Origin of the sequence: Vibrio campbellii CAIM 519 = NBRC 15631 = ATCC 25920 (assembly GCF_002163755.1) — a bacterium.
GTDB lineage: Bacteria > Pseudomonadota > Gammaproteobacteria > Enterobacterales > Vibrionaceae > Vibrio > Vibrio campbellii.
Genome location: NZ_CP015863.1, coordinates 84,509 through 106,915 on the forward strand (window position 1 = coordinate 84,509; position 22,407 = coordinate 106,915).

Genomic DNA, 22,407 nt, shown 5'->3' on the forward strand with positions numbered 1-22,407 from the left:
TTTAGAGGATTAACGATGGCTACAGGTAAGATCGTACAGATCATCGGTGCGGTAGTCGACGTAGAGTTCCCACAGAGCGAAGTACCAAGTGTATATGACGCTCTAAACGTTACGGACTCAAAAGAGCGTCTTGTTCTTGAAGTTCAACAACAGCTAGGCGGTGGCGTAGTTCGTTGTATCGTAATGGGTAGCTCTGATGGTTTACGTCGTGGCGTTGAAGTGGTTAACACTGGCGCTCCAATTTCAGTACCAGTAGGTACTAAAACTCTAGGTCGTATCATGAACGTCCTAGGTGACGCGATTGATGAGCGTGGTGAGATCGGTGCAGAAGAGGTTTACTCTATCCACCGTGAAGCACCAAGCTACGAAGAGCAATCAAACGAAACAGCACTTCTAGAAACTGGTGTTAAAGTAATCGACTTGGTTTGTCCATTCGCTAAGGGTGGTAAAATCGGTCTATTCGGTGGTGCAGGTGTAGGTAAGACCGTTAACATGATGGAACTTATCAACAACATCGCACTTCAACACTCAGGTCTATCAGTATTTGCTGGTGTTGGTGAACGTACTCGTGAAGGTAACGATTTCTACTACGAGATGCAGGAAGCGGGCGTTGTAAACGTTGAGAATCCTGAAGAATCTAAAGTAGCGATGGTTTACGGTCAGATGAACGAGCCACCAGGCAACCGTCTACGTGTTGCACTGACTGGTCTAACAATGGCAGAACGTTTCCGTGACGAAGGTCGTGACGTACTTCTGTTCGTTGATAACATCTACCGTTACACGCTTGCAGGTACTGAGGTATCAGCACTTCTAGGTCGTATGCCTTCTGCGGTAGGTTACCAGCCAACTCTTGCAGAAGAGATGGGTGTACTACAGGAGCGTATCACGTCAACTAAGCAAGGTTCTATCACGTCTGTACAGGCGGTATACGTACCTGCGGATGACTTGACTGACCCGTCTCCAGCAACAACGTTCGCGCACTTGGATGCAACGGTTGTACTTAACCGTAACATCGCAGCAATGGGTCTATACCCAGCGATCGACCCACTAGATTCGACTTCTCGTCAGCTAGACCCACTAGTAGTTGGTCAAGATCACTACGACACAGCTCGTGGCGTTCAGCAGACACTTCAGCGCTACAAAGAGCTGAAAGATATCATCGCGATTCTAGGTATGGACGAGCTATCTGAAGAAGATAAGCAAGTTGTATCTCGTGCACGTAAGATTGAGCGTTTCCTAACTCAGCCTTACCACGTAGCGGAAGTATTTACAGGTGACCCAGGTGTTTACGTACCTCTTAAAGAGACACTACGTGGCTTCAAAGGTCTACTAGCTGGTGAATACGATGACATTCCAGAGCAAGCGTTTATGTACTGCGGTACGATTGACGATGCTATCGAGAATGCGAAGAAGCTATAAGGCTAACTAGGAGGCGATATGGCACCAATAACCTTTCACCTAGACGTAGTAAGCGCTGAGAAACGTATTTTCTCTGGTCGCGTAGAAACGTTTCAGGTGACCGGTAGCGAAGGTGAGCTGGGTATTTTCCACGGCCATACTCCGCTGCTGTCCGCTATTAAGCCTGGTATGGTGCGTATTGTGAAACAGCACGGCCACGAAGAGTTCATTTATGTCTCTGGTGGTATGGTCGAGGTTCAGCCTGGTACTGCTACAGTACTGGCTGATACAGCGATTCGTGGTGAAGATCTAGACGCAGCGAAGGCAGAAGAAGCCAAGCGCCGCGCTGAGGAGCAAATCCAGAATCAGCATGGTGACATGGACTTCGCACAAGCGGCCAGTGAACTGGCTAAAGCCATTGCTCAGCTACGAGTTATCGAGCTGACCAAAAAGCGTCGCTAAGCTCAATTAGCAACGTTGCATAAAAAAAGGCGGCCATTTGGTCGCCTTTTTGATTAATTTTAGTTGTAAATTTACATCCTGCCATTAACTATTCCTTCCAAGCTGTTTAAAATAACGCCCAATTAAAATAGAACGTCAACAGGTTATCAATGAAATTCAGTGCTGTGATTCTTGCTGCGGGTAAAGGTACCCGTATGTACTCGAACATGCCTAAAGTGCTTCACACTTTGGCAGGGAAGCCAATGGCAAAGCATGTTATCGATACATGTACAGGTCTTGGCGCACAAAACATCCACCTAGTATATGGTCACGGTGGTGATCAAATGCAGCAAACGCTAGCAGAAGAGCCTGTGAACTGGGTACTGCAAGCGGAGCAATTAGGTACTGGCCACGCGGTTGATCAAGCGTCTCCAAAGTTTGAAGACGATGAAAAAGTACTGGTGCTTTACGGTGATGTTCCACTGATTTCACCTGAAACAATTGAAAACCTATTAGATGCACAGCCAACAGGTGGTATTGCACTACTCACAGTAATGCTAGATAACCCAATGGGCTATGGTCGTATCATTCGTAAAAACGGTCCTGTAGTGGCGATCGTTGAGCAAAAAGACGCGACAGAAGAGCAGAAGCTCATCAAAGAATGTAATACTGGTGTTCTGGTGGCGACAGGTGGTGACCTGAAACGCTGGCTTGCTGGTCTAAACAACGAAAACGCACAGGGCGAATACTACCTAACAGACGTTATCGCGGCAGCGCACGATGAAGGTCGCGCGGTTGAGGCAGTGCACCCAGTAAATGCGATTGAAGTGGAAGGCGTTAACGATCGTGCTCAATTGGCTCGTCTTGAGCGTGCATTCCAATCAATGCAAGCGCAAAAGCTACTAGAGCAAGGCGTAATGTTGCGTGACCCAGCACGTTTCGACCTACGCGGTGAGCTGCAATGTGGTATGGATTGCGAAATCGATGCAAACGTGGTCATCGAAGGCAAAGTATCACTGGGCGATAACGTTGTCATCGGCGCTGGCTGTGTACTGAAAGACTGTGAAATCGACGATAACACAGTTGTGCGTCCATACAGTGTAATTGAAGGGGCAACTGTTGGTGAAGAATGTACAGTTGGTCCATTCACACGCCTGCGTCCTGGCGCAGAGATGCGTAACGACTCTCACGTGGGTAACTTCGTTGAAGTGAAAAACGCGCGTATCGGTGAAGGCTCTAAAGCAAACCACCTGACTTACCTGGGTGATGCAGAGATCGGTCAACGTACTAACATCGGTGCTGGTACTATCACTTGTAACTACGACGGTGCGAACAAGTTCAAGACCGTTATCGGTAACGACGTTTTTGTTGGTTCAGATAGCCAGCTTGTTGCGCCAGTGACGATTGCTGATGGTGCAACGATTGGTGCCGGCACGACATTGACCAAAGATGTTGCTGAAGGTGAGCTTGTGATCACTCGCGTGAAAGAGCGCAAAATCACTGGTTGGCAACGCCCAGTGAAACAAAAGTAAGCCTTCGCTGCTTTCTTTAACCGAAATAAACCAAAGCCGCTCATCATGAGCGGCTTTGTTGTATCTAGTGGTGTGAACGGACAGTTTAGTGACTTGGTATCGCGATGCGCTTCTCTAGCCAACGCACCGCTTGGGAGACCAAAAGAATCAGCACCAAATACTCTAAGACGAGAAACGTATAGATCTCTAGTGGTAAGTACTCATTCACCACCAATTCATTAGCTCGTCTCGTTAAGTCACTTAAACCAATCACGCTGACCAACGAACTCATCTTGAGGATATAAACGAATTGATTACCCAGTGGCGGTAATATTTGGCGAAAAGCTTGGGGAAGAATTACCAATCGCATTTTTTGCCTGTAGTTTAGCCCAAGCGACTCTGCTGCTTCATGTTGTCCGCGGCTGATGGCTTGGATTCCTCCTCTAAACACTTCCGCCATAAAGGCACTTTCTGCAATGGTTAATGCAATCACACCTGCCCAAAAGTGGTTTAGGGACACATCGAGTAGCGTTGGCATTCCGTAATACACCCACAGCAACAATACCAAAACTGGAATAGAGCGGATCACTTCTACATAAACACGGTTGATCCACTTAAGTGCTGGAGAATCTGACAGGGCGGGAAGGGCAACGATCAATCCTATGGTCATCGCAAACAGCATACTGATTAGCGACACTTGGATCGTGTCATTAAAGCCTGCGACCAGAAACTTTATGTTTGTCAGGCCTTGCTCGGTTGATGGGTCAAGAACATACCAACCCCATTGATAATCGGAGCAACCAGTGAGAAGCAGCAACGAAATCAGCCATAGATGTCTATAGTTCACATTTACTCCCTGAACTGACTAAAAAACTTCCTTTGTTATTGCTATGTTATCAATGAAGTTGCATTAATAGTTAATAATTAAAGGGAATATCTCCCATCATCATTCTTTTAAGGGAATTGAAATGAAAAAAACGTTGCTTGCGCTAGGAATGTGTTTACTTGCGATGACCCAAGTCGCTCATGCTAACAGCCGTTTACAAGAGGTGTTGGATAAGGGCGTTTTGCGTGTCGGAACGACAGGGGATTGGAATCCGATGACAATGAAAGATCCCGCTACCGATAGTTATCGTGGTTTTGATATCGATGTCACCACTGAGCTCGCCAAAGATCTTGGCGTTAAGGTGGAATATGTTGCGACCGATTGGAAAACGCTAGTCAATGGCATTACTGCCAACAAATACGATATTACCGGTAGTGCGTCATTGAACATGTCACGCGCAAAAGTAGCAGGTTATAGCCAACCGTATTTCTATCTTGCGTTTGTGCCTGTGGTGCAAAAGAAAGACTTAGCGAAATTCTCAGATTGGGCAGACTTTGACAAGCCTGATGTAAAAGTGGCGGCTACACTGGGCACTGTGCAAGAAAAGATGGTCAAAGACTTCTTCCCATCTGCACAGCACATTGTGATTGAAGCGCCGGCGCGTGATTTCCAAGAGCTTCTGGCTCGTCGTGCCGATGTCTCCGTGACGTCCAACGTTGAAGCGGCAACGCTGGTGGAGAAATTTAAACAGTTAGCGATTGTCCCAGTCAAAGAGCCTCGCAAGCCAACGCCTATTGCGATGCTGTTGCCCCAAGACGACCAAGTCTGGATTAACTATATTAACCACTGGGTTGAGTTGAAGAAAACTCAAGGCTTCTTTAAGCAAACCGCCGAGAAATGGGGACTGAAGAGTATGTAAGGTTTTGCCTTATTCTTTCGCTCATAAAAGACAAAGAGCCGCATTAAGCGGCTCTTCTTTATTATGTAGTGGGATTGAGTTTGACGAAGAATTAGAGCTCGTCTTCACTCACTACGCGAGCGTTGTCCGGAGTCGTGAAGTGCTGAGACAATACACGGTTAGATAGGATATAACCTATCCACAGACCGCCCATACAAATCACAAGCGCTACACCCGTTACCATTTGAGCTTGGCTTGCCATCGCCGCAACCAGTGCGCTTGATAGGCTGCTTACGGTAATTTGTAGGCTGTTCTGTAGACCAGCTGCGGTTGCTGGACTTTGCTTTGCACTCGCTAATGCACGGTTTACTACGATTGGGTAAAGAGCACCATTTGCCACCGCAATCAAACAGAATGGCGCCAGGATTGGCCAGATAGAGGTCAGTTGCCACTGTGATGCAGCGAAGATAAGCAGTGCTGCAACACTAAACAAACCAATCAACTGACGCAGAATCTTCTCGTCACCGTATTTGCGAACGCTAACCTTACCTAAGTAACCACCCACCATGAAGGCGATAGTTTGTGGAATAAAGCTCAAACCAATGTCCTTTGCTTCATAGCCAAGTTGAGACATGATTTCTGGCATACCCGTTAGGTAAGCAAAGAAAGCCGCAGACGCTGTAGCAAACATAAAAACATTACCTAGGTAAGTTTTAGAACCCAGTAGTGATTTGATGTCTGAAGACATACTGGTTTGTTTTACTTCTACTTTTTCATTTTTTTGCGCCATTGTCGCAACAACAAGCAGTACACCCATCAGTGTCAATGCAACAAAAATACTGTGCCAACCAAAGCTGTCAGCCAGTAGTACACCTAATTGAGGTGCAAGTGCTGGCGAGAGTGCAACCAAAGGCATAATAGTGGCAAAGATCTGTTGGCTCTGGCCAGAGTGACGCTTGATCACCATCGCTTGCCAAATAACGGCTGGCGCACATACACCAATCGCTTGAACGAAGCGTAGCGCGAGTAGTTGCCAAACTTGCTCACTGAATGCGAGGCCAAATGAGGCGACAGTGAACAGCGCCAAACCAGCTGCTAACGTGTTGCGGTGACCGAATTTGTCTGAAGCCAAGCCCCACATCAATTGACCAAAAGCCATACCAACAAGAAAGACAGTCAATGAAAGTGCGATCTGTTCAGGGCCTGTAGCAAAGTCGACTTCCATCGCTTTGAAGGCAGGTAAGTACATATCGGTGGCAATGAAGCCGAGCATAGACAGGGCTGCAAGGTAAACGAGTTGTAGTTTTGAGATTTTCATGATTCAACCAATCAAATTATTTAATCATTTTTTGTTCAGTATCAGTTGGCGCCAACCCTGATTTCTTTACCTCACCATTCTATTTTTCGATTTTGAGAAAATAAAACGCTAAAATTGTTGGTTATCAATCAAATTTTTTGAAAGGTAGAGGTCATGTTCTCCAAATCTTCTCTGGAAATGCTCGATACCGTTGCTCGATTAGGCAGTTTTACAGCGGCTGCAGAAGTACTGCATAAAGTCCCTTCAGCGATCAGCTACGGAGTGCGTCAAGTGGAGCAGGAGTTAGATGTGGTTCTGTTTCGTCGATTACCGAGAAAGGTTGAATTGACGCCTGCAGGTGAGTTGTTTATCGAAGAGGCGCGCTTACTGCTCAGACAAATGGCGGAAGTGAAAGCGCAAACTCGTCGCGCGGCACATGGTTGGCAATCAACATTGAAGCTCACGCTGGATAATGTGGTTAAGCTGGATAAGCTCAAACCTTTGGTTGAAGACTTCTACCGTGAGTTTGAATTCGCAGAGCTGCAAATCAACATGGAAGTGTTTAACGGCTCATGGGAAGCCATCGCACAGGGGCGTGCTGATATTGTCGTTGGAGCAACGTCAGCGATTCCCGTTGGTGGGGATTTTGAGGTCAAAGACATGGGCGTGCTCGATTGGGCATTCGTGATGTCGCCAGCTCATCCATGCGTACGCCAGCAAGTCTTGACCGAAGAGTTTGTCAGTCAATTTCCGGCGATCTGCCTCGATGATACCTCGAACGTGTTACCAAAACGCCACACTGGACATTATGCAAAGCAGCGTCGTTTGCTCCTACCAAATTGGTATAGCGCGATTGAATGTCTGAAAAATGGAGTCGGAGTAGGCTACATGCCACGCCATATTGCGATGCCTCTTATCCATGAAGGCGTGCTGGTGGAAAAAGTTCTGCAGGATGATAAGCCACTGAGCCAATGTTGCTTAGTATGGCGTAAAGACGACAATCACAAGTTGATTCAATGGATGGTGGATTACTTAGGTACACCAAATCAACTGCATCAGGATTGGCTGCAGTACTAACAAAAAGCCACTTTCAAGGAAAGTGGCTTTGTTGGTTCTATGACAAGAAAAACTGGTAAGACGGGTTATCTGTTTCGTCTTTGCATTGATAACCAAGTTCGCGCAAATGCGCAGAAAACTGTGCTAAGTCGCTTTCATCTAACTCGAAACCACATAAAACGCGTCCGTAGTCAGCGCCGTGGTTACGGTAGTTGAACAAGCTGATATTCCAATGAGTACCGAGTGTGCTTAAGAACTTAAGTAGTGCTCCCGGATACTCTGGAAACTCAAAGCTGTAGAGACGTTCTTTAAGCGGCTTAGACGGCTTACCACCAATCATGTAGCGCACGTGTAGCTTCGCCATTTCATCATCAGACAGGTCAACCACAGGATAGCCACCTTCACGTAAATCATGAATGATGTTTTCTAGCTCCTCCTGACCGCCTTGCAAACGAACACCGACAAAGATATTTGCCAATGCGTCATCGTTGTAGCGGTAGTTAAACTCCGTTACGGCGCGGCCACCAATTAAGTTACAGAACTCAAAGAATGCACCTTGACGCTCAGGAATGGTAACGGCAAGCAAACCTTCACGTTTCTCACCAAGCTCGCAACGCTCAGAAACATAACGCAAACCATGGAAGTTAGTGTTGGCACCAGACAGCACGGTGCCTAGATTTTTGCCTTTGAGTTTGTTTTGCTCAGCAAACTTCTTCAAACCTGCCAGAGCAAGCGCCCCTGAAGGCTCAGCAATGGCGCGAGTGTCTTCAAAGATGTCTTTTACTGCTGCGCAGATTTCATCGCTAGAGACTGCAATATGGCCATCAATGTACTTTTGGCATAGACGGAAAGTCTCTTCGCCAATGCGTTTTACAGCGACGCCATCGGCAAACATGCTGACTTGGTCTAGTACCACTGGCTCACCAGCATCCAATGCTGCTTTGAGGCATGACGAATCTTCTGGCTCAACTGCGATTACTTTGATTTCTGGCATTAACTGCTTCACAAGCACCGCAACACCGGCAGCCAAACCGCCGCCGCCGACAGGAACGAAGATGTAATCAAGGTGACCATTTTGCTGCAGCATTTCCATGCCAATTGTGCCTTGACCTGCAATCACCAGTGGGTGATCGAAGGGAGGGACAAAGGTGTACCCGTTTAACTCGGATAGACGCTCTGCCTCGGCTTTTGCCTCATCAAAGTTACTGCCGTGCAGCACCACGTTGCCACCGAAACCACGTACTGCATCAACTTTGATGTCTGGCGTAGTTTTTGGCATCACGATAGTGGTTTTAATGCCCAGCTTAGTGCCAGAGAGCGCCATACCTTGAGCATGATTACCCGCAGAGGCGGCAATCACACCTGCGGCTTTTTGGGCTTCAGACAGGCTTGCCACCATGTTGTATGCACCGCGTAATTTGAACGAGTGCACGGGCTGGCGATCCTCACGCTTTATTTGCACATTGTTACCAATACGTGCAGCAAGGCGAGGCATCTCTTGCAGTGGTGTCACTGTCGCGACTTCATACACAGGAGCACGCAAGATCTGGCGCAGATAATCTGCACCAGATTGGTTTTCCTGTTTTAAGGGAAAGGGTTGACTCATAAAGCTAGCCCTCGAGCTTAGATTTGTCTCGTACTGCACCTTTGTCAGCACTGGTCGCCATACTTGCGTACGCTTTGAGTGCAAATGAAACTTCACGTTGGCGGTCTACTGGTTTCCAGCCTAACTCGTCTTGTTTTGCACGGCGCTCAGCAAGTTCTTGTTCAGACACTTGAAGTGAAATTGAACGGTTTGGAATATCAATCGCGATCATATCACCTTGTTTAACCAAACCAATGGCACCGCCGTTTGCAGCTTCAGGAGAAGCGTGACCGATAGACAGGCCAGATGTACCGCCAGAGAAACGGCCGTCAGTTAGAAGAGCACACTCTTTACCGAGTCCCATCGATTTCAAGTAAGTGGTTGGGTAGAGCATTTCTTGCATGCCCGGGCCACCTTTAGGGCCTTCGTAGCGGATAACAACCACGTCGCCGGCTTTGACTTTGCCGCCTAAAATACCTTCTACGGCGTCTTCTTGGCTTTCAAATACTACGGCCGGGCCTGTGAACTTATGGATGCTCTCATCAACGCCTGCTGTCTTAACGATACAGCCATCTAATGCAATGTTGCCTGATAGAACCGCTAGGCCACCTTCTTGGCTAAAGGCATTTTCTTTAGTTCGAATACAGCCTTCTGCGCGGTCGTCATCAAGGCGATCCCAACGACAATCCTGAGAGAATGCCTGAGTGGTACGGATACCAGCAGGACCTGCGCGGAAGAACTTTAATACCTCTTCATCTTCGGTCTGGATGATGTCGTATTTTGCCAGCTGCTCTTTCATTGAAAGGCCAAGTACGGTGCGAGCTTGGTTATGCAGTAGACCTGCACGGTCTAACTCACCAAGAATCGCCATTACGCCACCAGCGCGGTGTACATCTTCCATGTGATATTTCTGGGTAGATGGTGCCACTTTACATAGGTGTGGTACTTGGCGAGATAGGCGATCGATATCTTCCATATCGAAATCCACCTCACCTTCTTGCGCTGCAGCCAGTAGATGCAGAATGGTGTTGGTTGAGCCGCCCATTGCGATGTCCAGTGCCATGGCGTTTTCGAAGGCATCAAACGTAGCGATGTTGCGTGGCAGTGCTGCTTCGTCATCTTGCTCGTAGTAACGACGAGTCAGTTCAACGATACGACGACCTGCATTAAGGAACAGTTTTTCACGGTCAGCGTGTGTTGCCAGCATAGAACCGTTACCTGGTTGAGAAAGACCCAGGGCTTCCGTTAGACAGTTCATTGAGTTTGCAGTGAACATGCCTGAACACGATCCACACGTTGGACACGCACTGCGTTCGATCTGCTCACTTTGCTCATCAGAGACTTTTGGATCCGCGCCTTGGATCATCGCATCAACAAGGTCTAGTTTGATGATCTGATCAGAAAGCTTGGTTTTACCCGCTTCCATTGGACCACCAGAGACAAAGATAACAGGGATGTTAAGACGCATAGATGCCATCAACATTCCCGGAGTGATTTTGTCACAGTTAGAGATACACACCATCGCATCGGCACAGTGTGCGTTAACCATGTATTCTACTGAGTCTGCGATCAGTTCGCGTGAAGGCAGTGAGTACAGCATGCCGCCGTGACCCATTGCGATACCATCATCAACCGCGATGGTGTTGAATTCTTTAGCGATGCCGCCGGCTTTTTCGATTTCACGTGCTACAAGCTGACCCATGTCTTTTAGGTGTACGTGGCCCGGAACAAATTGAGTAAACGAGTTTACGACAGCGATGATTGGCTTACCGAAGTCTTCATCTTTTACGCCTGTTGCACGCCACAGTGCGCGAGCGCCCGCCATGTTACGACCATGTGTGGTGGTAGCTGATCTATATTTTGGCATTTCCTAATCCTTCTTACTTCTGTTCTGGGTACACATAGTCTAACCAGCCCCACTTATCTTCCGTGGTGCCGTTAAATAGGCCAAAGTAGGCCGCTTGTAGTTCTTTAGTGATTGGGCCGCGTTTGCCGGTGCCCACTTCAATTTTGTCGATGGTTGCTACTGGCACAACTTCGGCTGCCGTACCTGTCATAAAGACTTCATCGGCAAGGTAAAGTGCTTCACGCGCAATGTTCGCTTCGCGCACTTCATAACCTTTATCGCGTGCGATGGTCATAATTGAATCACGAGTGATGCCCGGCAAAATTGCACTGGTTGCTGGTGGTGTGGTGATCACGCCGTCTTTGATAACAAAGATGTTTTCACCAGCACCTTCCGATAGATAACCGTCTACGCTCAGTGCGATACCTTCGTCATAGCCGTGACGACGCGCTTCACCACCGACTAGTAGCGAAGATAGGTAGTTACCGCCTGCTTTAGCCGCAGTTGGGATGGTGTTTGGCGCTGCACGGTTCCAGCTTGAAATCATTGCATCAACGCCAGCTTCTAGCGCTTCTTCACCCAAGTAAGAGCCCCAAGGGAAAGCGGCAATGATTAGGTCCATCTCTGTGCCAACAGGTGGGCACACGCCCAAGCCAACATTACCGACAAAACCTAATGGACGAATGTAAGCGCTGTCGAGTTTGTTCTGGCGCAGGGTTTCACGCGTCGCTTCCATGATTTCTTCTACAGAAAACGGGATCGGGAAGCGGTAAATCTTGGCAGAGTCTTTTAAACGTTGTGCATGTTCACGGTGACGGAAGACAATTGGTCCTTTCGGCGTGTTGTAGCAGCGTACGCCTTCAAATACAGAGGTACCGTAGTGCATCGCGTGAGTCAAAACGTGAACGTTCGCCTCTGCCCATGGAACCATCTCACCATTAAACCAAATGAAATCTGCAGTTTTCGTTGCCATTTATTGCCTTCCTTATGCACTCACGTGTTGTTGTAAGTTGTGATTTGGGAGCTCATCGCTGCGGATTTTGAGTACCTCAACGGTGCGAATATCCCACAACTTCTCAATTTGATTGACCAAAAACGAGATAGGTCGATCGCTGTCGACGATGATCTCTACGCTGGCTACTTTGCTTTCGTGGTTTTGGGTAGCAGCGACTTGTTTGATCACAAAGCCTCGGTGACGAATCACACGAAGAACGCGCTCCAACAATACCGGTTTATCGTCGGCTTTGATGTCGAGTAAATATCTGTCCATGCGATTGTCTCCTAAGTGTTTTCCAACATATCACTGTTTGATGCACCAGGTGGTACAAGTGGCCACACGTTCTCTTCTTCATCGATTAAAACGTGAAGCATGTAAGAAGTCTTACTTTCTAGCATCTCTTTGAGAGCTGGTTCGACTTCTTCTTTCTTGGTGATGGTTTTACCCGGGATATCGAACGCTTTTGCCAGCATCACGAAGTCTGGGTTGTCATCAAGAATGGTTTCGCTGTGGCGGCCGTCAAAGAACAATGACTGCCATTGGCGAACCATGCCAAGACGTTGGTTGTTAAGAAGGACAATCTTTACTGGAATCTGACGACGCTTCAGCGTACCCAATTCCTGCACGTTCATCATAAATGAACCGTCACCTGTAATAAGGATAGACTGATCATCAGGACGTGCGACAGCTGCACCCATAGCAGCTGGCAAGCCGAATCCCATTGTGCCAAGACCAGCAGAGGTGATGAAGTTTTGTGGATCACGCGGCTGGATGTGTTGCGCTGCCCACATCTGATGCTGGCCGACGTCAGTCGACACAATTGAGCTATCCGGCATCATGTCAGACAGCTGTTTAAGCAATAGCGGTGCGTAGATCAATTCGCCTGGATGGTCGTAACGCCATTTAAATCCGCTACGCAGGCTCTCACTGTGATGTACCCAAGGGGTGATGTCTTGAGTCAGCTCTAATTGAGGAAGAATCTTGCTGATTTCGCCACGCAGTGGTGCATTGGCGTGGCGAAGCTTATGGATTTCAGCCGCATCGATGTCGATATGGATTACTTTCGCATGCGGTGCAAACGTGTCGAGCTTGCCTGTCACGCGGTCATCAAAACGTGCTCCAACTACAATCAAAAGGTCACATTCTTGAACCACTAGGTTTGCGGCTTTGGTGCCATGCATGCCCAGCATGCCTAAGTAGTGCGGGTCGTGGCGTTCAATGGTGCCCAAACCTTTTAGTGTGCTTACTGCAGGCATTGGGTTTAAACGTAGGAATTCGCGTACTGAGTCTGTCGCTTTGGCAATTTGCACGCCACCGCCGACGTATAAAACTGGTCGAGTTGAAGCGGCTAGTACTTCTTGAGCGCGCTTGATATCAGCATCAGTGACTAAAGGTGCAGCTGGTGGAACAAAAGGAGGCAGCAGTTCGGTTGGCGCTTGAGCAAGCTGAACGTCTTTGGCGATATCAACAATCACCGGGCCAGGTCGACCTGCTTTTGCTACTTCGAACGCTTCGGCTAGCGTTGGGGCAAGGTCTTCGATCTCAGTCACTAGATAACTGTGTTTGGTACAGGCTAGAGACATTCCGATCACATCCATTTCTTGGAACGCGTCGGTACCGATATGAGAGCTAGCAACCTGACCTGTGATGGCCACTAGAGGAACGGAATCGAGGAAGGCGTCGGCAAGGCCTGTAACAAGGTTGGTGGCGCCTGGGCCGGAAGTGGCCATACAAACTGCAACATCTTGCGTTGCGCGGGCCATCCCGATGGCGGCCATTGCAGCCCCTTGTTCATGACGGCATAAGATGTGCTCGACACCTCCGTCATACAACGCATCGTAGATTGGCATGATGGCTCCACCAGGATACCCAAACACCGTTTCGATGCCTTGTTGTCTTAAAGCGGCTACGACTAGTTCTGCACCGGTCATCGTAAACCTCCTTTGCTACGTTGTGGCTCGTAGCTATCGCCATGTGTTTTGCACTTCATGTGCACTCCCATTCTTCCCGTTAAGCTGTCTAAGGGTTAGACAGATGACAACTTGTAGTTGTAAAAAAACCCCCGGACTTCTCAGTGCGGGGGTTTTTTGTAATTTGTGGTTACCTTTCGCCCACAATACCCCGCGCGGTGTCAATAATGACCACGATAATCAGGGCTAGCAGTGAGTTGATGTGAGCGAATAAGTTCATCTGTCTGTCGTTCTGTTTTCGTTAATAAGTCTTGTGTAATTTTCTACGAAAATGTTTGCGTCACTAGTGTTAACACACAAATCTGCTGCATGACAAGCAAAAAGTCATTCTTTTTTCACATTAAGTACCCATCTGTACAGGCTATATAACATATCCATATAAAAAACATTTGGTTAGATAACGTACAATAATTTGAGGGAATTATGGGGCTGGCAATCATTCATAGTCGAGCAAGTGTGGGTGTGCAAGCGCCATCGGTAAGCGTGGAAGTCCACATCAGTAATGGGATGCCGGGCTTTACCTTGGTGGGGTTACCTGAGACCACAGTAAAAGAATCCAAAGATCGCGTACGAAGTGCGATCGTCAATTCTAACTTTCAGTTTCCTGCAAAACGAATCACGGTCAATTTGGCACCGGCGGATTTGCCCAAAGAAGGCGGGCGCTTCGATCTGCCGATTGCATTGGGAATTTTAGCGGCTTCAGAGCAAATCGCGACAGATAAGCTCAAAAACTACGAATTTGTTGGTGAATTAGCTCTTTCTGGTGGATTGAGAACGGTAAAAGGCGTGCTGCCAGCTGCGTTGGCTGCGAACAAAAAACAGCGCCATTTAGTGGTGCCTCATGCTAATGGCGATCAGGCGGCACTTGTCGGCAAAGAGCAGCACAAATCTGCCCAATCACTATTGGAAGTTTGTGCTGAGCTGTGTGGCCAACATCAACTGAACTTGTATCAAACGCCCAAGAAAAAAGAGCTCAAAGCACACGGTCGTGACTTGCAGGATATCATTGGTCAGCAGCAAGGAAAGCGCGCTTTAGAAATTGCGGCTGCTGGCAATCACAACCTGCTTTTCCTTGGCCCTCCAGGCACTGGCAAAACCATGTTGGCCTCTCGATTATGCGATTTGTTACCTGAGATGAGTGATGAAGAGGCGATGGAAACGGCTTCTGTGGCGTCACTGACTCAAAGTGAAATCAATGAACACAACTGGAAGACGCGGCCGTTTCGTGCCCCGCATCATTCCAGCTCCATGGCGGCTTTAGTTGGTGGTGGATCTGTGCCGAGACCGGGCGAAATATCTCTAGCTCACAACGGGTTATTGTTTTTGGACGAGATGCCGGAGTTTGATCGTAAGGTGCTCGACTCTTTACGTGAGCCATTGGAGTCTGGTGAAATTATTATATCTCGGGCGCAAGGTAAGACGCGTTTTCCTGCTCGGTTCCAAATTGTCGGGGCGCTTAACCCGAGTCCGACAGGGTATTACGAAGGCAACCAAGCTAGAACGAATCCGCAAGCCATCCTGCGTTACCTTGGCCGATTATCAGGCCCACTTCTTGATCGCTTTGATATGTCATTAGAAATTCCTGCATTGCCGAAAGGAACTCTCTCTGAAGGCGGCGATAGAGGGGAACCAACGGCTATCGTCAAAGAGCGGGTGAATCAAGCACGTGACTGTATGCTGGCTCGCAGTGGTAAGGTGAATGCATTATTGGGCAGTCGTGAAATTGAAGCCTTCTGCCCGCTGCAAAAAAGTGATGCGGAGTTTTTGGAAAATGCGCTGCATCGCCTTGGGTTGTCGATTCGTGCTTATCACCGCATCATCAAAGTTGCGCGTACTATTGCCGATCTGGAGGGCTCACCGCAAATTGAGCGAACACATCTTGCAGAAGCTTTGGGCTATCGAGCAATGGATAGGTTACTTAAACAGTTAACCGCGCAAGCCGTTTAAACCCGAACGTTTAGCCTTGCTTGCGAGCGTGCTTGTCGTGATACAGTGCTTTATCAGCGTCTTCTAGACACTGCTCTAGATTGTCATTGCAGGCCATCAGGCCAAAGCTAAACGAAATACCATGGAGGTGAATGTCGCTTTCCACGGCTTGGCGGATTTGCAATAAGGTTTCTCTTGCATCAGATACCTGAATGCAATCGAACACAATCACAAATTCATCGCCACCAACGCGATAGAGCGTGCCACTTTCTCCCAGCTGTTGCATGGTCAGTGTGGCGAAGTCTACTAGGACTTTGTCACCAATCGCGTGCCCATAGGTGTCATTGACCTGTTTGAATTTATCCAGATCAAGGTACGCCACGAGGCAACAATCACAGCCTTTTTGTACCGCAGACATCAAGGCTTTTTTGTTCATGGCACCAGTGAGGTGATCAAAATGAAGGCTTTGTTTGAGGCGGTTTTGCTCCTCAATGCGGGCTGTAATATCCCATGCCATTAGTACAATGTGGCGGACACCATTCACATCAGTAAGGTAGCGCATGGACTCAAAATGGTGATTCTGAAAGGTTTCGATATCGACACGCATAGGTGCGTTACCGTCGAGCAATGCCTGATCGTTGCGCTTACATTGCATCAGCAAGTCACACAAATCATTATTTTGGCAGTTTGCGATCATAGTATCTATGCTGACGCCGAGAATGTCTTCTTCGAAGAAAGCGCGATAGCGTTGGTTGAGAGCGACATGCTTGCCATTTTCCTTACGCACAGCGATAAACCCAGGGAAGTTCTGAGAAAGAACACTCATTAAGCTTTGCTCTGAAGCGTAGTTCGGATCAATGTGCACAAATCACTCTCTTAAATAGTTAACGGGTCGAACATTATCCATATGAAAATAAGTTTGGCTATTGTTTGAGCTATGAATTGTTTTTATTGTGACGTTCAGGGCATTTTATAGTCAAGGGGGAGAGTCCCCCGTGCTTAGAAGCTGTAGCTTAAACCAGTTGATAGCAGAAATTCTTTTTCATCGTAGAAGGTGATGTTTGAACTGGTACTGCTGTAACCTGCGAGTGAGATGAATGACCAGTTTTGCCAGTCAAAGACATTTTTGTACTCGTATGCGGTGAAAAAACTCAGAGTGCCATCATTGCGAGTTTTGCCAAATGTCGTGCTGGCTGCGTCAAAGTCTTTAGCGGCATAGCCTGCTGTGAGTGCGATGCGGTGTCGCTGGATAAACTTGAACCAGCTAAGGTCGAGCCCATACGAGTTATAGGATTCAGCATCACCATCCGCATCATGGTGGATGTAGGTAAATGCTGGCTGCAGCATTGACGTGCGACTCAGTGGAATACGGTAGTCACCTTTGATGTGGTAGATCTTTGCATCACGCAGTAGTGATGAATCCGTCACGGTATCTTTCTCTACGTCTTTATCTGCGTAAGCCAAATCAAGATTAAAGTTGTTGTCTAAGAAGCAGTTGATTTGGAAACGAAACGCATTGCCGCCTTCATCGGTGGTTTTTCTCGATTGCCCAGTTAGGTATGGGTCTTGCCATGTTTCTCCTTTCAGGATGGTTGGTAGATAGGAAAAATCGAGTACAGTGCCTGAAGCGAGTTGGTACTTGTAACCGAGCTGGAAGGCGAGGGTACCGATCGCGATATCGGAGCGTGTGGTACCGGCATACACTTGGTGATTGAGCTTGTTGCCAAAGGTATATGCTGCGCTGCCTAGGGGCGCAACGATAAAAGATTCATCACTTTCGGCACGTTGATTTAGTGATGGAATGGTACTATCTCCATCTGTGTTGAAGTTGGACTCTGATGAGAAGAAGCCTGCGTTTAACGAAATTTCACCGCTAAAACCTGCGGTTTCTTCAAGTTGAGCTTGTGCTGAACTGACGATAAAAGCCAAAGGCAGTATGGCTAGCCTTGGATTCATTCGCTTTCTCCTTGTTTGTCGAATGAAAGTGGTAATTAGAGTGGAGCGTTGGTCTGGTTTTACAGTGAAACAAATCTGACCATGCTTACAAATATTCCAATGTGACAACGGATTCGTATAATTACACGCTGTTTTATTATTCACGCGATATAGTTACTGATTGATTCCCATGCTGACCTATTTGTTACTCATTTTTAACGCTTCCTTTGTGATTATAAACTCTGCGGTTTGTTCCATCGCAATTTGTATCATCGCAATTTTTAAGTTGTTGCTTCCAACAGCTAAGCTCAAAGCGAAAGGTACCGAGGCTGCCAACAAAATGATGTGGGTTTGGGCCACGGTCAACGCTGGTATTCTTGCCTTGTTCAACCGCGTTGAGTGGGATATTCAAGGTGGCGAAAATCTCAAGAAGGACGGTTGGTATCTGCTGATCAGTAACCATCTTAGTTGGACTGATATTGTTGTACTGTGTTGTGTATTTAAAGATCGCATTCCAATGCCAAAATTTTTCTTAAAACAGCAATTATTGTATGTGCCTTTTATTGGTATGGCTTGCTGGGCGCTGGATATGCCATTTATGCGTCGCTATTCTCGAGAGTATTTGATTCGCAACCCACACAAGCGCGGCCAGGATTTGCAAACTACGCGCCGTTCTTGTGCAAAATTCAAACACACGCCAACTACGGTAGTAAATTACGTTGAAGGCACTCGTTTCACCGAGGAAAAGCAACGCAAGAGTCGTGCGGGTTATCAACATTTACTGCAGCCAAAATCAGGTGGTATTGCTTACACATTAGCGGCCATGGGCGATCAGTTTGAAAACATCATTGATGTGACCTTAGCGTACCCAGAAAACACCAATAAGCCATTTAAAGACATGATGATGGGACGTATGACGAAGATTGTCGTGCGCGTAAATGTTTTACCAGTCGATGAACGCGTGTTGGGTGATTACTTCAATGACAAGCCATACAAGCGCCAATTCCAACAATGGCTGGGTGATGTGTGGCAAGAGAAAGATCAGTTACTGCAAGATATTCATAAGTAACCAGACCTAAAGGATATACCCAAGTGACTTCAAAATGCAGGATTCAGAGCGTTGTTATTGATTCGAGGTCAAGGAAAACGACGCCGCGTAATAGCCAGCTCTTTCCAAGTTGTTTGACGCAGAGATCGGGGCAATGACACGCTCCCGAAGGGCGAGCTGTCTTGGCTTGTATACTTTGTTGTCGATTCTTGATTTAGAGTGACTAGATCTTTAAATCGCCGCCGCGTCTACAAACCAAGTCATTCTCGCTGAACCTAGCATCTCGAGGTTACTTGGGTATAACAAATTAAAAAGGGGAGCAAGATGCTCCCCTTTTGTTTGATGTTCGACTCGAGTTACTTAAGCGTCAGTAGGTAATCAACCAAGGCAAAGTATTCCTCAGTGGATTTAATACCTTGTGCTTGAACTAGGTACTTGTTGTTGACGATAACAGCAGGAACGCCAGTTAGACCACTATTTTCAAATTGCTTGTCCATACGACGAACCATTGAATCAACCGCAAAACCTTTGAATGCTGCATCGAATTTCTTCGCGTCTACGCCTTCATCAAGGAAGATTTGACGAAGCTCTGCGTCATCACGGGGTGCTTTACGCATGTTGTGAATGCGGTTAAACATTACTGGCACCATCTTATCCTCAACTTTAAGTGCAACCATAGTCGCGTAGGCTTTGCTCATTGAAGGGCCCATATTGCCGCCCATGAAAGAAACGTGGTTCTTTTGTAGCTTCGCGCCTTCAGGTAGCTGCTTCTTAAGTTGCTGGATGATTGGTTCAAACGTATTACAGTGTGGACAGTAGAAAGAGAAGAACTCAGTCACTACAGGCTTTTTCGACGCCTCTAAATCCAATACTTTGTAGTGCTCACCTTCTTTGAATTGCGCTGCATGTGCCGACAGGCTGAGCATCAGCATAGAAAACAGTGCGAACAGTTTTTTCATTTAATAATCTCCATTTCGAATTGTTCGGCCTGACTTACCATTGAGGCATTAAAGACAGTGGTGCTTCTTCTAAGCTGGCAATCTGCTCTTTAAATGCAAGGACCTGACCTTCCCAGTATTTTGGCTCATTGAACCATGGAAAAGCGAGCGGAAATGCCGGGTCATGCCAACGTTTTGCTAGCCATGCCATATAGTGCACCATTCGTAGACCGCGAAGAGGCTCGATTAGTTTCAATTCTGCCGAGTTAAAATCGCAAAACTCTTGGTAACCTTCTAAGACAATATCTAATTGCATCAGTTTGTCTTGGCGTTCGCCGTTGAGCAGCATCCATAAATCTTGGACCGCTGGGCCATTACGTGAGTCATCCAAATCGACAAACATTGGGCCATCACGCCATAAGATGTTACCTGGATGGCAATCGCCATGCAGCCGAATGGCGTTGAAGCCTTCTTGCCAGTAGTTTTCAATCGACTTGATCAGCATATCCAAGTCATTGAAGAAGCTGTTCTCCAAATGCATCGGAATCATGTTGGCATTTTGCAGAATTTCTCTCGGTTGGTAGAGGTATTCTTGTAAGCCAATGGTTGGTCTATGTTGGAAGGCTTTTCGGCTACCAACTTTATGGATGCGGCCGAGGAAACGACCTACACCTTCGAGCTGATCTAAGTTGTCGACTTCGTATTGACGACCGCCGACACTTTCAAACAAAGCAAAGCCATAACCTTGATAATGATGCAGTGTTTCACCGTTGATAAGTACAGGTGGTACGACAGGGATTTCGTTGTCGATCAGTTCAAGGGTGAAGTCGTGTTCTTCTTGAATCTGCTCATTGCTCCAGCGTTCTGGACGGTAGAACTTCACTACGTAGCGCTGGCGTTCTTCGTCAGTAAACTGGTAAACGCGGTTTTCATAGCTGTTGAGAGCAAGAAAGCCTGATTCTGCTCGAATGCCGATGCTCTCTAGCGCATACCACATAAAGTCGGGCGTGAGGGCATCAAAGTTGAAAGTACCTTGGGACATATAAATAAAAAGGCTCATTGCTGAGCCTTTTTCCATTAGTCATCGAAGTTATAGCTTCTTTATAAATCGGCTTTCTACTTCGATAGTGAATTCGTTGCTCTGATCGGTGAGTATAAACTGAATTGTCGTGATCGCAGAGTCTAGCTTGTCAGGATCTGCGCCGAGGCTCATTGGTAAGTTCAATACTTCACCCGGTTCAACTTGAATGGTTTGTTTGCCATACCAGCTGACATCACTTAGTCCTTCTACATTCAAATCGTATTCTTGAACTTGTTGAGTTTTGTTGATGACTTTCAGCGTGTAGGTGTTTTCCACTTCGCCAGAGCTGTTCACTCGGAATAATTGGTTACGGTCACGCAGTACGCTCATGCCTGCAGGATCAACCGATGCGACTTGGAGGAAGAACAAACCAATCATCACTAGTAGTACCGCACCATAGCCAAGCAGTTTTGGACGCATGACCTTGGTACTCTTACCTGAGAGACGATGCTCTGTGGTGTAATTGATCAGACCTTTCTCGTAACCCATGCGTTCCATGGTGTTGTCACACGCATCAATACATGCACCACAGTTGATACACTCATACTGCAAACCATCACGGATATCGATACCAGTTGGGCATACCTGAACACACAAATCACAGTCGATACAGTCGCCCAAACCAAGTTGTTTTGGATCGGCTTTGCGTGAGCGAGGGCCGCGTTTTTCACCACGTTTGGAATCGTAGCCCACGATAAAGGTGTCTTTATCGAACATCGCCGATTGGAAGCGCGCGTAAGGACACATGTGAATACACATAATAGAACGCATCCACCCAGCGTTGCCGTAAGTACAAATGGCAAAGAACATCACCCAAAATACTGGCCAGAAGTTAGCATTAAAGGTGAAAAAGTCGATAACCAGTTGCTTCATTGGCACAAAGTAACCGACAAAGGTAAAGCCAGTTGCGAGGGCTATCGAAAACCACGCTATGTGTTTGAGGGCTTTACGCATCGCTAAGTTAGCGGTTAGCTTGTTGGAATCCTGTTTACGACGCTTATTGGCACTGCCTTCTAGTTTTTCCTCAAACCATATATACATAAAGGTCCACACGGTTTGCGGACACAGATAGCCACACCAAACCCGGCCTAAGAAGGTAGTGATGAAGAACAGTCCAAACGCGGCTATCACAAATAGCAGAGCGAGTAGGGTGAGGTCTTGTGGGTACAGCGTGGTGCCGAAAAAGTTGAACTGCTGGTTACCGATGTCCAGCAAAATGGCTTGGCGCTCGCCGTACGGAATCCAAGGAATCAGGGCAAAAAACAGCAACAAAAACCAACCGCCATAGCGACGCAGTTTTTGGAACGTACCTTTGCTTTCGCGAACATAGATTCGATTGCTTGGGTTGAAACGATCCCTGTTGCCTTTGTGGGTCTTGGGGTTAAAGGTCTTTGGAGTCACATCTTTGATATCAATCTTATCCTGACTCATGCACTCATCCTTCTTTAGGCTTTCTTATAATGTACGGCGGCACTTCTAATGATGTCGCTCGAAGACATTGCTGTTTGGTCCAAACCATGACACATGGTTGAACATAATTATTTTAGTAAATACTGATGAACGGCGATTATACAATCAATAACAATTCCGTTTCTTTAACGCAGTCAATGTTTAACAACAAAAGCCAGTACAGTTAACCAGATAAATGACTGAA

At 47.2% G+C, this 22,407-nt stretch carries 19 protein-coding genes; 7 read left to right on the forward strand and 12 right to left on the reverse strand.

The window, feature by feature from the left end; genetic code table 11:
* Positions 1 to 15: 15 nt before the first annotated feature.
* The 3 genes from atpD to glmU all read left to right on the forward strand — a co-directional run bounded on the left by atpD (position 16) and on the right by glmU (position 3,371).
* Positions 16 to 1,419, forward strand: coding sequence for a F0F1 ATP synthase subunit beta (atpD, locus tag A8140_RS00435; RefSeq protein ID WP_005532839.1), 1,404 nt, complete (start codon positions 16 to 18; stop codon positions 1,417 to 1,419).
* 18 nt (positions 1,420 to 1,437) lie between these two features.
* On the forward strand, positions 1,438 to 1,860 hold the full coding sequence (locus A8140_RS00440; protein WP_005429758.1) for a F0F1 ATP synthase subunit epsilon: 423 nt from the start codon (positions 1,438 to 1,440) through the stop codon (positions 1,858 to 1,860).
* Between the two features lie 149 nt (positions 1,861 to 2,009).
* Positions 2,010 to 3,371 (forward strand): bifunctional UDP-N-acetylglucosamine diphosphorylase/glucosamine-1-phosphate N-acetyltransferase GlmU, encoded by a 1,362-nt coding sequence (gene glmU, locus A8140_RS00445; protein WP_010648453.1) that lies wholly within the window; start codon positions 2,010 to 2,012, stop codon positions 3,369 to 3,371.
* An 85-nt stretch (positions 3,372 to 3,456) separates the two neighbouring features.
* Here the strand turns inward: glmU and A8140_RS00450 are convergent, their stop codons facing one another.
* Positions 3,457 to 4,197 (reverse strand): amino acid ABC transporter permease, encoded by a 741-nt coding sequence (locus A8140_RS00450; protein ID WP_005535564.1) that lies wholly within the window; start codon positions 4,195 to 4,197, stop codon positions 3,457 to 3,459.
* Positions 4,198 to 4,318: 121 nt separating this feature from the next.
* Here A8140_RS00450 and A8140_RS00455 point away from each other — a divergent pair, with 121 nt between their 5' ends.
* Positions 4,319 to 5,095, forward strand: coding sequence for a transporter substrate-binding domain-containing protein (locus A8140_RS00455; RefSeq protein ID WP_005535566.1), 777 nt, complete (start codon positions 4,319 to 4,321; stop codon positions 5,093 to 5,095).
* A gap of 91 nt (positions 5,096 to 5,186) precedes the next feature.
* Here the strand turns inward: A8140_RS00455 and punC are convergent, their stop codons facing one another.
* Positions 5,187 to 6,392, reverse strand: coding sequence for a purine nucleoside transporter PunC (gene punC / locus A8140_RS00460; RefSeq protein WP_005535567.1), 1,206 nt, complete (start codon positions 6,390 to 6,392; stop codon positions 5,187 to 5,189).
* A gap of 153 nt (positions 6,393 to 6,545) precedes the next feature.
* Here punC and punR point away from each other — a divergent pair, with 153 nt between their 5' ends.
* Complete coding sequence (gene punR / locus A8140_RS00465) at positions 6,546 to 7,448, forward strand: DNA-binding transcriptional activator PunR (protein ID WP_005535569.1); 903 nt, start codon at positions 6,546 to 6,548, stop codon at positions 7,446 to 7,448.
* Positions 7,449 to 7,485: 37 nt separating this feature from the next.
* Here punR and ilvA read toward each other — a convergent pair whose 3' ends face one another.
* From ilvA to ilvG, 5 genes are read right to left on the reverse strand one after another with little or no spacing between them, the layout of a single operon-like run.
* Positions 7,486 to 9,033, reverse strand: coding sequence for a threonine ammonia-lyase, biosynthetic (gene ilvA, locus A8140_RS00470; RefSeq protein ID WP_005535570.1), 1,548 nt, complete (start codon positions 9,031 to 9,033; stop codon positions 7,486 to 7,488).
* Between the two features lie 4 nt (positions 9,034 to 9,037).
* Positions 9,038 to 10,879: a dihydroxy-acid dehydratase gene (ilvD, locus tag A8140_RS00475; protein WP_005535572.1), complete on the reverse strand. Its 1,842-nt coding sequence runs from the start codon at positions 10,877 to 10,879 to the stop codon at positions 9,038 to 9,040.
* Between the two features lie 13 nt (positions 10,880 to 10,892).
* The gene (gene ilvE, locus A8140_RS00480) at positions 10,893 to 11,831 is read right to left on the reverse strand and encodes a branched-chain-amino-acid transaminase (protein WP_005429790.1); all 939 of its coding nucleotides are present in this window, start codon (positions 11,829 to 11,831) and stop codon (positions 10,893 to 10,895) included.
* Between the two features lie 12 nt (positions 11,832 to 11,843).
* A complete protein-coding gene (gene ilvM, locus A8140_RS00485) occupies positions 11,844 to 12,128 on the reverse strand; it encodes an acetolactate synthase 2 small subunit (protein WP_005429819.1) in 285 nt (94 codons plus the stop codon).
* A gap of 11 nt (positions 12,129 to 12,139) precedes the next feature.
* On the reverse strand, positions 12,140 to 13,786 hold the full coding sequence (gene ilvG / locus A8140_RS00490) for an acetolactate synthase 2 catalytic subunit (RefSeq protein ID WP_005535574.1): 1,647 nt from the start codon (positions 13,784 to 13,786) through the stop codon (positions 12,140 to 12,142).
* 462 nt (positions 13,787 to 14,248) lie between these two features.
* Between ilvG and A8140_RS00495 the strand changes: the two genes are divergently transcribed.
* Positions 14,249 to 15,772, forward strand: a complete 1,524-nt coding sequence (locus A8140_RS00495) for a YifB family Mg chelatase-like AAA ATPase (RefSeq protein WP_005535577.1) — start codon at positions 14,249 to 14,251, stop codon at positions 15,770 to 15,772.
* 10 nt (positions 15,773 to 15,782) lie between these two features.
* Here A8140_RS00495 and A8140_RS00500 read toward each other — a convergent pair whose 3' ends face one another.
* Both A8140_RS00500 and A8140_RS00505 read right to left on the reverse strand, forming a co-directional pair.
* Positions 15,783 to 16,616 (reverse strand): sensor domain-containing diguanylate cyclase, encoded by an 834-nt coding sequence (locus tag A8140_RS00500; RefSeq protein WP_005535580.1) that lies wholly within the window; start codon positions 16,614 to 16,616, stop codon positions 15,783 to 15,785.
* Positions 16,617 to 16,750: 134 nt separating this feature from the next.
* On the reverse strand, positions 16,751 to 17,707 hold the full coding sequence (locus tag A8140_RS00505; protein WP_005535581.1) for a DUF2860 domain-containing protein: 957 nt from the start codon (positions 17,705 to 17,707) through the stop codon (positions 16,751 to 16,753).
* A gap of 169 nt (positions 17,708 to 17,876) precedes the next feature.
* On the opposite strand from A8140_RS00505, the gene A8140_RS00510 reads away from it, so the two are divergent.
* On the forward strand, positions 17,877 to 18,755 hold the full coding sequence (locus A8140_RS00510; RefSeq protein ID WP_005429796.1) for an acyltransferase: 879 nt from the start codon (positions 17,877 to 17,879) through the stop codon (positions 18,753 to 18,755).
* A gap of 335 nt (positions 18,756 to 19,090) precedes the next feature.
* Here A8140_RS00510 and A8140_RS00515 read toward each other — a convergent pair whose 3' ends face one another.
* The 3 genes from A8140_RS00515 to ccoG are packed head-to-tail and all read right to left on the reverse strand — an operon-like array spanning position 19,091 to position 22,184.
* Complete coding sequence (locus tag A8140_RS00515) at positions 19,091 to 19,693, reverse strand: thiol:disulfide interchange protein DsbA/DsbL (protein ID WP_005429765.1); 603 nt, start codon at positions 19,691 to 19,693, stop codon at positions 19,091 to 19,093.
* Positions 19,694 to 19,727: 34 nt separating this feature from the next.
* On the reverse strand, positions 19,728 to 20,714 hold the full coding sequence (locus A8140_RS00520) for a serine/threonine protein kinase (protein ID WP_005536913.1): 987 nt from the start codon (positions 20,712 to 20,714) through the stop codon (positions 19,728 to 19,730).
* Between the two features lie 48 nt (positions 20,715 to 20,762).
* A complete protein-coding gene (ccoG, locus tag A8140_RS00525; RefSeq protein ID WP_005536914.1) occupies positions 20,763 to 22,184 on the reverse strand; it encodes a cytochrome c oxidase accessory protein CcoG in 1,422 nt (473 codons plus the stop codon).
* Positions 22,185 to 22,407 lie beyond the last annotated feature (223 nt).